Source organism: Sphingomonas sp. 179-A 2A2 NHS (assembly GCF_045371305.1).
GTDB lineage: Bacteria > Pseudomonadota > Alphaproteobacteria > Sphingomonadales > Sphingomonadaceae > Sphingomonas.
On the sequence record NZ_JBIQDE010000002.1, the window covers coordinates 584,304 to 598,192 of the forward strand.

The window sequence follows — 13,889 nt, forward strand, 5'->3', positions numbered from 1 at the left end:
GAGGATAGGAGGCATAGGTGCCCCGCGGAACGCAGCTCTCAGGCGGCGTAGGTAGTGCAAAGGCTGGGGGTTGCGCCGGGTGAGGCGTTCAGTGTTTCGGCCTCCCGCTCGCGGACCGAGAAGGACGCTTCGGAGCGAAGCGTCTGTGCGCCGAGCAGCGCGTCGGAGATGATCGGCTGGTACGCGTAGGTCACCTCCACGAAGATCATCGCCGATCCGTCGGTGGCGGCGATCTGCCGGCCTGGCATGCCCATCGCCTGGAGCGATCCGTCCGTGCGTCCCTTGCCTTCCGTACCGTAGCGCGGCTGCGAATCCTGCGTGTTGAGCGCGCCGGTGCAGCGCTGCCACAGGATCCGCTGGCCCTTGGCGCTGTTGGTGAGGCCGTTCGGCACGACGTCGCTGATCACGATGCGGCCACGCTGAGCAAAGCCCATCTGATCGCCGACGATCTTGCCGCCGAGCAGCACTTCGTTGACGTCCGCCTCGTTGATCGAATCGCGCACGCGCGCCGCATTGTCCGCGGTGGTCGCCGCGATCTGGTGCACGCGCAGCATGGCGAGGCCGTAATTGGCGATCTCCAGACCGTAGAGGATGATGGTCAGGACGAGCGGAAGCGCGAGCGCGAACTCGATCAGGGCGAGGCCGCGCGTGTTGTCCTTCAGCCGCCGCAGCATGGCGCGCACCACCATCACGGGCACCGGATCGTCGGCATCGCGCGGGACGTGAAGGGCTGGTTGCGCAGCACCGTCGACGCGCTGATCGTCTGCGTCCGGCCCCAGCCCAAGAGGCCGTTGACCGGCATGATGTTTGGGTATTCGACACGCACGGTATAGCGCACGATGTCGTCGGCCGTACCCAGGCCGGAATTCGACACAACATCATATTGATTGTTGTTGTTCGCGTCTTCGTAACAATCGTCGGCGGCGTCGTAGATGCCGTTGTTGTTCTTGTCGAAGGTAAGCTTCTCGGGCTTTCCGACATTGGTGAAGTTGTAGAAGCTCTCCTTCTTGATCTCCTTCACATTGGCAGCGTTGGACAGCATCGCGACGCGATCCTTGATGATCTGATCGATCTGGTCGCCGGTCTGATCGCCCACGGTGGCGCGGCGCGAGGCTTCGAGCAGGGCACCCTGCAGGATCGAGTTCAGATAGACGCGATAGCCAAGCTCGAACCCCGCCGCGAGCAGGGTGCAGACGACAGGGATGATCAGCGCGAATTCGAGGATCGTCGCGCCGCGCGTGTCCGAAGCGAGCCGGCGCATCACTGGCTGAGCCTCAGCGAGCCGATCTTCGAGCCGATCTCCTGAAACTTTGCGATCAGCGCGGCATTGGTGGAGAGGCCCGAGGCCTGTTCCGGCTTCGAGGCGCAGTTCTGCATGTCCGCCGTCAGCGTGGTGGCGAAGGCGATCACCCAGATCTCGGTACCGGTGGCCTTGGCCGCGTTGCACGCCATGCGGAACCGCTGAAGGTGGCGGTTCATCTGGTTGCTAGCGCCGTTGGTCACGCGCTTGTCGAGGGACTCGATGCCGTAGGTGGAGTAGGTGTCGCTCGGCGACATATCACCATCTGTCATGAAGATGATGTATCGCTTCACGCCGAACCCACGCAGCTTCACCGGATTGTCAGGCGTGGTGAGATCGTTGGTTTCTTCGGGCGTGGCGCCGAAGATTCCTTTAGGCGAGATGAACCGCGCGCCCCAGATCATGCCGATATCGTGGTAGGTACTGCCGATTGCCGTCAGGCCATCGACGTAATTGTCGAACGAAGCCTTGTTATTGTAGTAATTCTGCAGCCGGCGCGACGCGGTGGGGCAATAGAAATCGTTGTTGATGACGCTGGTCGAGGCGCCGGGGCGGAATTCGGTGTCCGGCCAGGACGGGCGCCAGCGGGTAGCGTCGTTATACGGGATCAAGTTTATATCGAGGTCGTAGGCCGACGCCGGCGCACTGGTGGCGCTGCCGCCGTTGATCGTCACTGGGTCCGTATCGCGTTCCTCGATGCAACCCGCCCAGCGCGTGGAATTCCTGTCAATACTGGCAAGGTATGGTGTACCACCTGCGAGATAGGTGGTCAGATCATGTCGGACCGGCCCATAGGTGTAGCCCGATAGAACCTGGTCCTGGAACGTGCAGGTCTTGATCAGCCCGAACCAGGACGTCGAGTACACGCCCCCCTGAGACTCGCACGCGGCGCGGCTCGTCGTCGACTCGGTACGGGGTTGGGTCGTGTAAACAGGGCTACGCGACTGGTAGATCCAACTGTTCACAAAATACGACGAGTTCTTCTGATAGACGGCCTGCCCTACGTTCACGTTGCTCGAGTAGTTGACGAACCCATAGCGCAGCCGGAGGTTGTTCTCGGCAAGCTGGACCTGCGCCGGTTCAAGCGTCGTGTAGAGCGATTTCGCGGCGGACTTGAGGGCCTGCAGCTTGGAGCCGGACTGACTGACATTGCCGCAATTGCCGCTCACGCCCGGGGCACAGTTCATCGACCCGGAGAGGTCGAAGACCAGCACGATATCAGTGTTCACAAAGTCCTGCGTCGCGGAGCAGGATGCGGTGATCGGCAGCGTCTCGAAGCCGAACATCTTCATGATCGTGGTGGGTACGGTCGTTTCCGATTGGATCCGCAGCGTGCCGAGCGTCGGCACCGTCATGGCGAGCGTATAGGACGCGGACTGGAACTGGCCCCGCGGGAAGTTAAACTCGAAGTATTTGGTCGCTTCGTCGCGTACTGCCGGCGACACCGTAGTGCCCGCGAGCAGGCGTCGCCCGGCGAGGGCGCCGGCGTCGCACGCCTGTCGGAAGCGGTTCTGCGCGACATAGGCGCGCGTCATGTCCACGCCCGAGCCGATGATCGCGCACAGCGGGATCATCGCGGCGGCCATGATCGCCAGCGTGTTGCCGGCCTTGTCTCGGGCCAGCCGCGACACGAAAGCCGCGAGTTTCCTGAGATTCAACATTATCATAAGCCTGAGTGGCTGGATGCCGCCGGGCGGCTAAATAACCTTGAATCTTTATGGTGAACGAAGGGTAGCCAAGCTTGAGGGTAGCGCTCTCGCGCCCGACAAGCGCCGCGACCGTGTTGATCAGGCCGCGATCAGAACTGAGGCGCGCCCGTCGGCAAATCAGCGTCCATTTCGTTCAGAATGGCTCCGGCGGCCGCTATCATCTGGGCGTGGTGTCACCGACGGGATGCGGGGACTGGAAGTCGGCCGTCTTGGTGAGCACGACCGATAGTGGACATGCGCCAATCCGTCCGTAGGCGCGAAGAGATGTGTCTTACGACAGCCCTTCAGACGCGCGTAGCAAGCGTGTGGAGCCGGCACGAATGTCGGCTAGATCAAGGCAGTCACGTCGGCTTGTGACTTCCTTTATGCTTTTTTTGGCGTCTCGTTGATGCGCCGCCAACCGAGCTGTGCGGAGGCGAAGCCGCGCCAGTTGGCGATCGCCGCATCGACCGGCGCCAGCGCACGGCCCGACAGGATGGAGGATGCGAAAATCACGCCGCCGCTCGCCTTGCCGTCGATGACGAGCAGCGCACCCACTGTGAGAATCAGCGACTGGAGAAGCAGGCGAAAGATCTTGCTGATGCCGCCGAGCGTGCCGACCGTGCGGCTCAACTTGTCGTTGGCGGCCAGGAACAGACCGTTCACCGTCAGCCAGCGTTCGCGCATCCGATTGCGCATGCCGAGCGCGGTCAGCACTTCGGCATGGCGGACGTTGGATTCTGCCATGCCGCTGCGCACGGCGCCGATCTGCGATAGTTGGGCGATCGGCTCTCGCGTTCGACGATCGGTGATGATGGTAAGCGCGATGAGGATGATCGAGCCGAGCAGCGCGGTCACACCCAGCCAATAGTGCAGCAGGAACAGGATGCCGAGGAAAAACAAGATCCACGGCAGGTCGATCAGCGCTGCCGGCCCGCCGGAGGTCAGGAACGAGCGGATTTGGTCAAGGTCGCGCATCGGGATCAGCCCGTCGCCGAACTGCCTGCCGCCGTGCATCGCATTATCCGAAATGATCCGCTGGACTTCGGGCGCCAGTTCGCGATCGATGGCGCTGCCCACGTCTGCGAGGATGCGCGTGCGCATCGTATCGAACATGCCTTGGAATAGATAGACAACGCAGACCATCGCCAAAAGGCTGAACAGCGTCGGAAGACTGTGACTCGGCAGCACCGAATCATAGACCATCATCATGTAGATCGAGCCGCCGAGAAGCAGCACGTTCAGCACCGCGCTCAGTATTCCAACCGTTACGAATGCGGTCTTGTAACGGGCAACTGCCTCGCCAAGCCGCGATCGGCTCGGCCCCCCCGCGATCGACGCCATCTCAACTGATCCCACCCCGGCCGGATCATCCCCGCGGTTCGCGTTGACTGACTCGACAACAGCCTGGTTCGTATCACGCTGCGCCCCGCCTCTACCAGAGACTCATGGCGCCCCAAAACGGGTCAGGATGCAGCGCAGGCGTGTGGAACCATGGATATTCCAGCAGGTAGGCCGGGTGCAGGTGAATAGGTCTGTCACGCCGACCGGAACGAAATGCTAGCCATCCAGCGGTAGTTCGCCCCGATCAAGGAAGAGAGGCGGCGGACGAGCACCTTCATGATCAAGCCCGTCGCGACCGGCCGCACATCGGCAGCATCGGCTTCAACTCCGGCGATACAGCGGCTGCCAAATCTGTTCGGCGCCGCGGCCGTTCCGGCCATTACGATTTCGCGATGTTCCGGGCGGACCAGGGCCGACGTTATGCGGCCGAAGTGAAAGTCTCACTTCTTCTTAAAGACTTCAACTTGCGAGGCGCGATCGATGGGACGCCCGGTTCACGTCCACGTCCTGCTAAAGAACCCTGCAGGCGCGTGCTTAGGAGTGGCTCAGTTAAATTGCAGACGCGCTTTTATGATCTGTTGAGGGCGACTGCCTGATACTACGGTAAGTTGGCAAGAGCACGGAAAATCGCCCGCCGGCCCAGCTGAGCGCATGATCGGAGGAGAGGCATTCCGAGGTCGGATGCAGCTTTCAGACAGGGGCAGAAATCCGCCGCTGGTGACCCCTACGGGACTCGAACCCGTGTTTTCGCCGTGAGAGGGCGACGTCCTAGACCGCTAGACGAAGGGGCCGTGCGAAGCGGAAGCGCGCCTCTACGGGGGTGGCGCCGGGTCGTCAACCCGGCGCGGCACCTTATTCGATCAGGCCGCGACCTTGCGGCGCTCGGCCATCTCGGCGTTCAGCATTTCTGCCAGCAGGAACGCCAATTCCAGGCTCTGGCTGGCATTGAGGCGCGGGTCGCAATGGGTGTGATAGCGATCCGCCAGGCTTTGCTCGGTCACGTCCACGGCGCCGCCGGTGCATTCGGTGACGTTCTGGCCCGTCATCTCGGCATGGATGCCGCCTGCATGCGTGCCTTCGGCGCGGTGAATCGCGAAGAAGCCGCGCACTTCGGCGAGGATACGGTCGAACGGCCGCGTCTTGTAGCCGTTGGCGGCCTTCACGACGTTGCCGTGCATCGGATCGCAGCTCCAAACCACCGGGTGACCTTCGCGCGTGACGGCGCGCAGCAGCTTGGGGAAGGCGGCTTCGATCTTGTCATGGCCGTAGCGGGTGATCAGCGTGATGCGCCCGGGAACGCGGCCCGGATTGAGCGTGTCGAGCAGGCGCAGCAGCACGTCCGGCTCAAGGCTAGGGCCGCACTTCAGGCCGATCGGATTGCCGATGCCGCGCAGGAACTCGACATGCGCCGAACCCTCGAAGCGCGTGCGATCGCCGATCCACAGGAAGTGCGCGGACGTATCGTACCAGTCGCCGGTCAGCGAATCCTGCCGCGTCATCGCCTCTTCATAGGGGAGGAGGAGCGCTTCGTGGCTGGTGTAGAAGCTGGTCTGGGCGAGCTGCGGCACCGTTTCGGGATCGATCCCGCAGGCAGCCATGAAATCGAGCGCCTCGCCAATGCGATCGGCGGTTTCGGCGTACTTCTTCGCCCACGGGCTGCGGCCCATGAAGTCGTGCGTCCAGCGGTGCACCTGCGCGAGATTGGCATAGCCGCCCTGCGCGAAGGCGCGCAGCAGGTTCAGCGTCGCGGCGGACTGCGAATAGCCCTGCACCATGCGCTGCGGATCGGGAATGCGCGACGCGGCGGTGAAGCCGATGTCATTGACATTGTCACCGCGGTAGCTGGGCAGTTCGACACCGTCGATCGTCTCGGTCGGTGCCGAGCGCGGCTTGGCGAATTGGCCCGCCATGCGGCCGAGCTTCACCACCGGCAGCTTCGAGGCGAAGGTGAGTACCACCGCCATCTGCAGGATGACGCGGAACGTGTCGCGAATGTTGTTCGGGTGGAACTCGGCAAAGCTCTCGGCGCAATCGCCGCCCTGTAGCAGGAACGCTTCGCCGGCCGCGACGCGGGCGAGATCGGTGGTAAGATTGCGCGCCTCGCCGGCAAAAACCAGCGGCGGGAAGCTGCGCAGCGTCTCGGTGGCTGCGTTCAGCGCAGCGGCGTCGGGATAGTCTGGCAGCTGGCGTGCCTCGTGCGACGTCCAGCTGTTCGGGGCCCAATTGGCGGCCATGATCAGTTCCTTTCGGCGCGCGGCCATGCGGGAAAACGGCGCGCCACGCAAACAAGCTAAGCTTTGGCGCTATAACACGCCGGGATAGCCGCCGCCATCGATGAGCAGGCTCTGGCCGGTGATGTAGCCGGCCTGGGCGGAGCAGAGGAAGGCGCAGGCGGCGCCGAATTCGGCCGGTTCGCCGAAGCGCCGGGCGGGGATCCGCTCCCGCCCGCGCGCCGCTGCCGTCTCCGCATCCACGCCTTGCGACTTCGCGGCAAAGGCCATCACCCCGTCGAGCCGGCGCGTCGCAAAAAGGCCGGGCAGGAGGAAGTTGATCGTGACGTTCGCGCTGGCGACTTCGCGCGCGACGCCCGCCAGGAAGCCGTGAAGCCCGATCCGCGCGCCGCTCGAGAGGTCGAGCCCGAGCGTCACCGCCTTCACCGACGCGGAGGTGATGCACACGATCCGGCCGAAGCGGCGCTCGACCATGCCGTCGATCACTTGCTGCACCAGACGGATGGGCGTGACCATGTTGGCGTCGAGCCCGGCGTGGATCGCGTCCGCATCGAGATCGCGAAAACCGCGTGGCGGCGGGCCGCCGTTGTTGTTGACGAGGATGTCGGGCGTTCCCGCCGCGGCGATGAGTTCGCTCTGCACCCCGTCGTCACCGATGTCGCCGGCGACGGCCTCCACCGTGGCACCGGTCTCGGCGCGGATCGCCGCCGCCGCCGCCTCCAGTGCTTCCCGGTCCCGGCCGTTCATGACGATCCGGCAGCCGGCGCGGGCAAGTTCCGTAGCGCAGGCGCGGCCGAGGCCGTGGCTGGAGGCGCAGACGATGGCGGTCCTGCCGGAAAGGCCGAGGTCCATGGCGATTCTCTCCCGTATGTTCGGGAGGTGATTAGGCGAGCTTGCGCTGCCGCGTCATCCCCGGGGTTCGCGGATAACGTGGCGGGGCGGAGCGATGGCTAGGCCCGCCGCGGGAGCCAGTTGCCATGGAAGCCGGGCGGGATGCGGTGCGGGATGCGTACGCTTGCGAGGGGTTCGGCGCTGAAATCGCGCGCGTCGATGATGGCCAGGTCCGTCGTCTCATTCGGCAGATCGACGACGAGGCCGATCAGCCACCCTTTGTCTTCGCCAGCATCGGCGTGGGCGGGCACGAAGACGAACTCGCCGGGATGGCGGCCGGCGCCGAAATCATGCGTCTCGCGCGTGCCGGCGGCGAGATCATGCTTGTAGAGTGCGGTAGCGCCGACGAACTCGTCCGCCTCATCCGCCGGCAGCGCCATCGTATAGGCGTAGCGATAGGGCTGGCCGAAGCGCCGCTCGTCCGGGCGGGGAAATTCCTGCGGCGCCGGATCGAGCGTTCGGATCGTGACTTCCCGAGCCACGGGGTCGATCGTCCAGCGCTCCAATCCGCGATTGCGCCCGTTCGGGCCGCCGGTCGCATGATCGAACATCGTTTCATAGGCGCAGACGTCGAGCACCACTTTGCCGTCCGCATCGTCGAACGCATTGGCGACGTGGAAGACATAGGCGGCCGGTACCGGGCACCAGATGACGTCTGCGGCACGGCCGGCACGCGGCAGTAGGCCGATGCGGGCCTGATGATCGGGGTTCCACTGATACGGAAACCGGTGGCCGCCGATCAGCGCCTTCATCGAGAAGGTGACCGGCAGATCGAGGATGATCGCGTAGCGGCTAGTGATCGCGCAATCGTGGATCGAGGGTCCGTTGGCGACGGCGATCGGCTCCTCCCGCACCACCTTGCCGTCAGCGGCGATCACGATGTGGCGGATCGCGCCGGGATCGGTCGCCTCATAAGCGATGGCGTGGTTCTCACCCGTCAGCGGATCGAGATGCGGGTGCGCGGTAAACGAGCCTTGCAGCGTATCGTCGAAGGGATTGTAGGTCTGTTCACCGAGTTCCTCGTCAAGCTCGACGGGATAGCTGCCGGCTTCGACCAGCGCCCAGGTGCGGCCGCCGATCTCGACCACGTTGGTGTTCACCGTATCGAAGCCGCCATGCCGCGGACCGGGAGCAGCGGGCTGCCGGAGCGCAGCGCCGACGCTGCGGGATCGGATCCAGCGGTTGCGATACCATAAGGCCTTGCCGCCGCTGACGGTGATACCGTGCACCATGCCGTCGCCGGTGAACCAATGGTAGCCGGCGGGATCGGGGTTCACGGGATTGGGGCCGATGCGAAGATAGCGCCCGTCGAGCGCCGCGGGAATCGTGCCGGTGACTGGCAGATCGACGATCGTCAGCTCCTCCTTCATCGGAGCGTGGATCCCCTCGAGATATGGATGCGGCGCGGCCGTCATGCGGCGGCGATTGAAATCCGCCACGACACCGAGGCCCTTGCTGACGGCGGAACGGATCACGCTTTCCACGGAGTTTGCCACGCGAGTCTCTCCCGATGTTTATGGCGTGCACATATCAGCAATGTGTACGCCGTCAACATTGAGCTTGCGATTGGCCGCGCCGGGCCGCTAACGCAGGTGCATGGCGGCGCGGGCGTATCATCATGGCGATTTGCGGACGGCGCTGATCGACGCCGGGCTTGCGGCGATCGAGCTTCGCGGGTCGGACGATCTGTCGCTTCGCGAGCTGGCGCGCGCCGTCGGCGTCAGCGCAACCGCCGTCTATCGCCACTTTCCCCACAAGAAGGCGCTGATGGCAGCGCTGGCCGAGGTTGGGCTGGAGCGGCTGGCAGAATCGCAGCGGCGTGCATCCGCCGCGGCGGGGGGCGGGGCGGCCGGGTTCAAGGCAACGGGGGCGGCCTATGTCCGCTTTGCGCTGGCGAACCCGGGGCTGTTCCGGCTGATCTTTGCAACGCCGCAGGCAAGCCCGGTGAGCATGGATGGCCCGGACGCGGCAGTGTCGATGCTGCGGGCCAATGCCGCCGTGCTGGCGCCGCACGGAACCGACCCGGCAATATTCGCGCTGCAGAGCTGGTCGCTCGTCCACGGACTCGCCATGCTGCTGCTCGATCGGCAAGTGACGATCGACGATGCGGAGATCGACGCCGTGGTCGACCTGCACGTCATGCTTGCTGCTACTGGCCGGGAGACCTAAATCCACATCATGGCGCACCCTCATCATCATCACGAGCCGCAGGGAGCGGATCTGGCCCAGGCGGCGCAGGCGACGCTGGAGCGTGCCGGCGAACAATGGACGAGCATGCGGGCGACCGTGTTCAGCGCGCTTGCCGCGTTCGACAAGCCGGCCAGCGCTTATGACATCGCCGACGCGGTCTCGAAGTCGGAAGGGCGCCGGGTTGCCGCGAACAGCGTCTATCGTATCCTCGACCTGTTCGTCGGCGCGAACCTCGCCCGCAAGGTGGAGAGCGCGAATGCCTATGTCGCGAACGCGCATCCCGATTGCCTGCACGACTGCATTTTCCTGGTGTGCGATGGCTGTGGCCAGACGACCCACCTCGACGACGATCGCGTGACCGGCGGCGTGCGGAGCGCGGCGGAAGCGGCTGGTTTCAGCCCGGTTCGCCCCGTCATCGAAGTGCGTGGCCGGTGCGCCGTGTGCAGCGCCGCACAATAAATCAAAACGGGCCAAGTCGGTAGCATTCGACACGATCGGCATGCTGGAGTAAGCGCAGCAGGATGACCGATCTGCCTCAGACGCCGCTGCTCGACACTGTTACGACACCGGCAGACCTCCGGAAGCTCGCGCCCGATCAGCTTCGTCAACTTGCCGACGAGCTGCGCACCGAGACGATCAGCGCCGTCGGCACGACGGGCGGACATCTGGGTTCCGGGCTGGGCGTGGTCGAGCTGACGACGGCGATCCATTATGTGTTCGATACGCCGCGGGACAGGCTGATCTGGGACGTCGGCCACCAGTGTTATCCGCACAAGATCCTGACCGGGCGGCGCGATCGTATCCGCACGCTGCGGCAGGGCGGGGGGCTCAGCGGCTTCACCAAGCGGAGCGAGAGCGAGTACGATCCGTTCGGCGCGGCGCATAGTTCGACATCGATCTCCGCTGCGCTCGGCTTCGCGATCGCCAACAAGATTGCCGATCGCCCGGGCAAGGCGATCGCGGTGATCGGCGACGGCGCGATGTCTGCCGGCATGGCCTATGAGGCGATGAACAATGCCCAGGCGGCGGGCAACCGGCTGGTCGTGATCCTGAACGACAATGACATGTCGATCGCGCCGCCTGTTGGTGGCCTCTCGGCCTATCTGTCGCGCATCGTCTCGAGCCGCGAATTCCTGTCGGTGCGGGAGCTGATGAAGCGCGTCGCGCGCCGTCTGCCGCGTCCGATCCACAATGCCGCGCGCAAGACCGATGAGTTCGCCCGCGGCATGACGATGGGTGGCACCCTCTTCGAAGAGCTCGGCTTTTACTACGTCGGGCCGATCGACGGGCATAATCTCGAACATCTGATCCCGGTGCTCGAGAATGTGCGCGACGCGGAGGAAGGCCCGATCCTCGTCCATGTTGTGACGAAGAAGGGCAAGGGCTACGCCCCCGCGGAGGCTGCGTCAGACAAATATCACGGCGTGCAGAAGTTCGACGTGATCACGGGCGCGCAGGCCAAGGCCCCACCGGGGCCGCCCGCGTATCAGAACGTCTTCGGCGATGCGCTGGCCGACGAAGCGGATCGAGATCCGCGCATCTGTGCGATCACCGCTGCCATGCCATCCGGCACCGGCATCGACCGCTTTGCCAAGCGGCATCCCGAACGTGCCTTCGACGTCGGCATCGCCGAACAGCATGCCGTCACCTTCGCGGCTGGCCTTGCCGCACAGGGCATGCGGCCGTTCTGCGCGATCTACTCCACCTTCCTCCAGCGCGCCTACGACCAGGTCGTCCATGACGTCGCGATCCAGAACCTGCCGGTCCGCTTCGCGATCGACCGCGCCGGGCTGGTCGGCGCAGACGGCGCCACGCACGCCGGTTCGTTCGACATCACCTATCTCGCCAGCCTGCCCAACTTCGTCGTGATGGCCGCGGCCGACGAGGCCGAGCTCGTTCACATGACTCACACCTGCGTCGAGCATGATTCGGGCCCGATCGCGGTGCGCTACCCGCGCGGCAACGGGGTCGGCGTGCCGCTGCCCACGATCCCGGAGAAGCTGGAGATCGGCAAGGGCCGCATCGTGCGCGAGGGCAAGACGGTGGCCATCCTGTCGCTCGGCACGCGCCTTGCGGAAGCATTGAAGGCGGCGGACCAGCTGGAGGCCAAGGGGCTGTCTACCACGGTCGCCGACCTCCGGTTCGCAAAGCCGCTCGACGAGGCGCTGATCCGCCGGCTGCTGACGACGCACCAGGTGGCGGTGACCATCGAAGAGGGCGCAATTGGCGGGCTCGGCGCACACGTGCTGACGATGGCGTCCGACGAGGGGCTGATCGACGGCGGGCTGAAGCTGCGCACGCTGCGCCTGCCGGACGTGTTCCAGGACCAGGACAAGCCGGAAGCGCAATATGCCGCCGCCGGGCTGGATGCGGAGGGGATCGTCGGCACGGTGCTGAAGGCACTGCGCTGGAACGAGACCGGGGCAGGGACTCTCGGCGCCCGCGCGTGAGCGGCTGGACCAAGGTTATCCTCGCCACCCTACTGATGGTGGTGGCGATCAGCGCGTTTAACGTCGCGCTGTGGCGACGCATGCGTGACGTGCGCCGGCTTGCCGAAATGCGCGCGCGGGAGGAAGAGGCGGGTAGCGCGGAACCCGACGCCCAGCCTTCTTCGACCGGAAGCTCTTCCTCACAACCCTGAGCTATCCGTCAGCGCTCAGGCCCGGGGAGACGATCCGGCCCGCTGATCCGATAATCGCCGCGCCAGGATCGCGCGCGCGTCACCCGGCGTGCGTACCTCGCCGTGCGGGCCGCCAGCCGCCTCGATCACGCGGCCGAGCAGTTCCTGTCCCTCCGGCCACCAGCCAAGGCCGCTTGCGGCGTTGATATGGCCCGCGGCGCCGGCATCGATGAAGTGGCTGCCCCAGTCGACTGCGAGGCTGTGCGCCGCATCCAGATCGATCCAGGGATCGTCGGTGCTGGCGACCAGGATCGAGGGGAAGGGCAGCGGCGCCCGCGGCGCGGGCGCGAAGGTGGAGAGCTCGGCGGGGATCGTCGCGCGATCGACGTCGCATGGCGCGACCAGCAGCGCGCCGGCCACGGGCCAGCCATAAGGCTGCGGGCTCAGCGAGGCCCACCAGGCGATGGCAAGGCAGCCCAGCGAATGGCCGACGAGGATGACGGGCGCCTGCGCCTGCGCGATCGTCTGGTCGAGCTTCGTCACCCAGGCGTTGCGATGCGGCGTATCCCACATGCCCAGGTCCACCCGGCGGGTATCCAGCCGGCTTTGTTCCCACAATGTTTGCCAGTGCGCGGGGCCGGAATTGCCAAGTCCAGGCACGGTCAGGACGGTTGGGCTGAACCGCAGGTCGGACGAATAATGGCCCATGTCGGTGCTCCTTTCGGCCGGCGAGGCCGCGTTACCGGTGCTCTAGGGGGACCCCCGGCAGCGCGACCTCACCAACCCTTCTATAATCCACTAAATCCATGGGCAATGACTCTGTTCCTCTGCGTAGCCGGATTGCCCATGGGTTGCGACGAACCGATTTCACCCCGATAGAGCGGCCATGGCGAAGACCCGTGTGGACCAGTTGCTCGTCGATCGCGGGCTCGCCGAATCGCGAACGCGCGCCCAGGCGCTGATCATGGCGGGCCTCGTGTTCCTTGGTGATCGCAAGATCGAGAAGCCGGGGCAGGCAGTGGCGGACGATGCCGTGCTGGACGTGCGCGGGCGCGATCATCCCTGGGTGTCGCGCGGCGGGATCAAGCTGGCGCACGGCCTCGATCATTTCGGCTGGGACGTGACGGGCGCGGTCGCGATCGATGTCGGATCGTCCACCGGCGGCTTTACCGACGTGCTGCTGAGCCGCGGGGCGGCGCGCGTCTATGCGGTCGACAGCGGCACGAACCAGCTCGCCTGGAAGCTGCGCCAGGATCCGCGCGTGATCGTGCATGAACAGACCAGCGCGCGAACTCTGACCGAGGCGCATATTCCCGAGCCGGTCGACCTCATCGTATGCGACGCCAGCTTCATCGGGATCGCGAAGGTGCTGGATGTGCCGCTGGGCTTCGCCAAGCCCGCTGCGCGGGTGGTGACGCTGGTGAAGCCGCAGTTCGAGGCGGGGCGCGAGGAAGTAGGCAAGGGCGGGGTGGTGCGCGATCCCGAGGTGCGCCAGCGTGTCTGCGACGAAGTGGCGGCCTGGTTTACCAAGAAAGGCTGGCAGGTGGTTGGCGTTGCCGAAAGCCCGATCACCGGCCCGGAAGGCAACGTGGAATATCTGCTGGCGGCGGTGCGCGGCTGAACCC

At 65.3% G+C, this 13,889-nt stretch carries 14 protein-coding genes and 1 tRNA gene; 5 read left to right on the forward strand and 10 right to left on the reverse strand.

What is annotated here, in order from left to right:
- Positions 1 to 38: 38 nt before the first annotated feature.
- The 9 genes from ACH0AE_RS06085 to ACH0AE_RS06125 form a co-directional block, all read right to left on the reverse strand.
- Positions 39 to 698, reverse strand: a complete 660-nt coding sequence (locus ACH0AE_RS06085; protein WP_365928237.1) for a TadE family protein — start codon at positions 696 to 698, stop codon at positions 39 to 41.
- Positions 689 to 1,261 (reverse strand): TadE/TadG family type IV pilus assembly protein, encoded by a 573-nt coding sequence (locus ACH0AE_RS06090; protein WP_294443424.1) that lies wholly within the window; start codon positions 1,259 to 1,261, stop codon positions 689 to 691. The genes ACH0AE_RS06085 and ACH0AE_RS06090 overlap by 10 nt, the downstream gene beginning before the upstream one ends.
- Positions 1,261 to 2,931, reverse strand: a complete 1,671-nt coding sequence (locus ACH0AE_RS06095; RefSeq protein ID WP_294443425.1) for a pilus assembly protein — start codon at positions 2,929 to 2,931, stop codon at positions 1,261 to 1,263. Before ACH0AE_RS06095 ends, ACH0AE_RS06090 begins: the two co-directional genes overlap by 1 nt.
- A gap of 441 nt (positions 2,932 to 3,372) precedes the next feature.
- Complete coding sequence (locus ACH0AE_RS06100) at positions 3,373 to 4,332, reverse strand: ABC transporter transmembrane domain-containing protein (protein WP_294443426.1); 960 nt, start codon at positions 4,330 to 4,332, stop codon at positions 3,373 to 3,375.
- Between the two features lie 194 nt (positions 4,333 to 4,526).
- Positions 4,527 to 4,712, reverse strand: coding sequence for a hypothetical protein (locus ACH0AE_RS06105; RefSeq protein ID WP_294443428.1), 186 nt, complete (start codon positions 4,710 to 4,712; stop codon positions 4,527 to 4,529).
- A gap of 335 nt (positions 4,713 to 5,047) precedes the next feature.
- A tRNA-Glu gene (locus ACH0AE_RS06110) sits at positions 5,048 to 5,123 on the reverse strand.
- 69 nt (positions 5,124 to 5,192) lie between these two features.
- Positions 5,193 to 6,566, reverse strand: a complete 1,374-nt coding sequence (locus ACH0AE_RS06115; RefSeq protein WP_294442538.1) for a class II 3-deoxy-7-phosphoheptulonate synthase — start codon at positions 6,564 to 6,566, stop codon at positions 5,193 to 5,195.
- Positions 6,567 to 6,635: 69 nt separating this feature from the next.
- Positions 6,636 to 7,415 (reverse strand): SDR family oxidoreductase, encoded by a 780-nt coding sequence (locus ACH0AE_RS06120; protein WP_294442537.1) that lies wholly within the window; start codon positions 7,413 to 7,415, stop codon positions 6,636 to 6,638.
- Positions 7,416 to 7,513: 98 nt separating this feature from the next.
- Entirely contained in the window at positions 7,514 to 8,950 is a 1,437-nt protein-coding gene (locus tag ACH0AE_RS06125) for a carotenoid oxygenase family protein (protein ID WP_294442536.1), read from the reverse strand.
- A gap of 100 nt (positions 8,951 to 9,050) precedes the next feature.
- On the opposite strand from ACH0AE_RS06125, the gene ACH0AE_RS06130 reads away from it, so the two are divergent.
- The 4 genes from ACH0AE_RS06130 to ACH0AE_RS06145 all read left to right on the forward strand — a co-directional run bounded on the left by ACH0AE_RS06130 (position 9,051) and on the right by ACH0AE_RS06145 (position 12,285).
- A complete protein-coding gene (locus tag ACH0AE_RS06130; protein ID WP_294442534.1) occupies positions 9,051 to 9,623 on the forward strand; it encodes a TetR/AcrR family transcriptional regulator in 573 nt (190 codons plus the stop codon).
- 9 nt (positions 9,624 to 9,632) lie between these two features.
- Positions 9,633 to 10,103 carry a Fur family transcriptional regulator gene (locus ACH0AE_RS06135; protein WP_294442533.1) on the forward strand — a complete coding sequence of 157 codons (471 nt, stop codon included), beginning with the start codon at positions 9,633 to 9,635 and terminating at the stop codon, positions 10,101 to 10,103.
- A gap of 62 nt (positions 10,104 to 10,165) precedes the next feature.
- Complete coding sequence (dxs, locus tag ACH0AE_RS06140) at positions 10,166 to 12,094, forward strand: 1-deoxy-D-xylulose-5-phosphate synthase (protein WP_294442532.1); 1,929 nt, start codon at positions 10,166 to 10,168, stop codon at positions 12,092 to 12,094.
- Positions 12,091 to 12,285, forward strand: a complete 195-nt coding sequence (locus ACH0AE_RS06145) for a hypothetical protein (RefSeq protein WP_294442531.1) — start codon at positions 12,091 to 12,093, stop codon at positions 12,283 to 12,285. The genes dxs and ACH0AE_RS06145 overlap by 4 nt, the downstream gene beginning before the upstream one ends.
- 15 nt (positions 12,286 to 12,300) lie before the next feature.
- On the opposite strand, the gene ACH0AE_RS06150 is transcribed toward ACH0AE_RS06145, so the two are convergent.
- Positions 12,301 to 12,972, reverse strand: coding sequence for an alpha/beta hydrolase (locus ACH0AE_RS06150; protein ID WP_294442530.1), 672 nt, complete (start codon positions 12,970 to 12,972; stop codon positions 12,301 to 12,303).
- Positions 12,973 to 13,150: 178 nt separating this feature from the next.
- On the opposite strand from ACH0AE_RS06150, the gene ACH0AE_RS06155 reads away from it, so the two are divergent.
- On the forward strand, positions 13,151 to 13,885 hold the full coding sequence (locus ACH0AE_RS06155; RefSeq protein WP_294442529.1) for a TlyA family RNA methyltransferase: 735 nt from the start codon (positions 13,151 to 13,153) through the stop codon (positions 13,883 to 13,885).
- The last annotated feature ends 4 nt before the right edge of the window (positions 13,886 to 13,889 follow it).